1 protein-coding gene is annotated in these 637 nt (G+C 39.7%); it reads right to left on the bottom strand.

Annotated features, from left to right (window positions below):
* Positions 1-637: SGNH hydrolase domain-containing protein (locus ACS8FD_RS21775; RefSeq protein WP_439277407.1), on the bottom strand; the 637-nt coding region annotated here is incomplete at both ends.

The following is a 637-nucleotide window of genomic DNA, read 5'->3' as shown; positions in this document are numbered from 1 at the left end:
CTTATCCCAATCACATCTATTTCGTTGTCAGAGATTACTTTCCAAGTATCAATATAAGATTGAGGGATAAACTCTTTTTGGTCTACTACGGTTCTAGTAGAATTGGTGATGACAGCATGAGGCGCTATCTCTATGATTTTTTCAACCGCCTCCTCATTCCATATGTGACAAGATTCGTTAGACTCTTCTACCACTCCTAAAGGACAACCCGCTTTTGTCATATTGATCACTTTAAAGTTATTCTCTTTACCGATGCTGTCTAGTGCGGTGATCCATTGTACTGCATGAGAGCCTCCTGCCAGTACTATCTCACGATCAGATGACAAGTCTCCAAAATCGCAAGTAGTCACCTCCTCTCCATCCATAGATTGATTGCAACCAGCAGCATAGGCAGCAGGGACCCTTTGCTTTATCGTAAGCAGACGTTCACGATCTGGTTTGAAGCTTTCATTTTCTAAGTAAATTTTATCACCTGTAAATGGTTCAATAGATTTTTGTTCCAATTCTATTTTAGCGCTTTCAGTAGTAGAGACGACTTCGTGTCTAAAAGCGAAAGCCGCTACCATCACAGGTAAGAAAAATAGAATTCCGATTGAAAAATTCACCAGTACTTTTTCTCTTGGTATTCTTCTAAAAG

It is taken from the genome of Psychrobacter sp. 1U2 (genome assembly GCF_051847575.1).
This window is presented reverse-complemented; position numbering and strand designations above follow the sequence as displayed.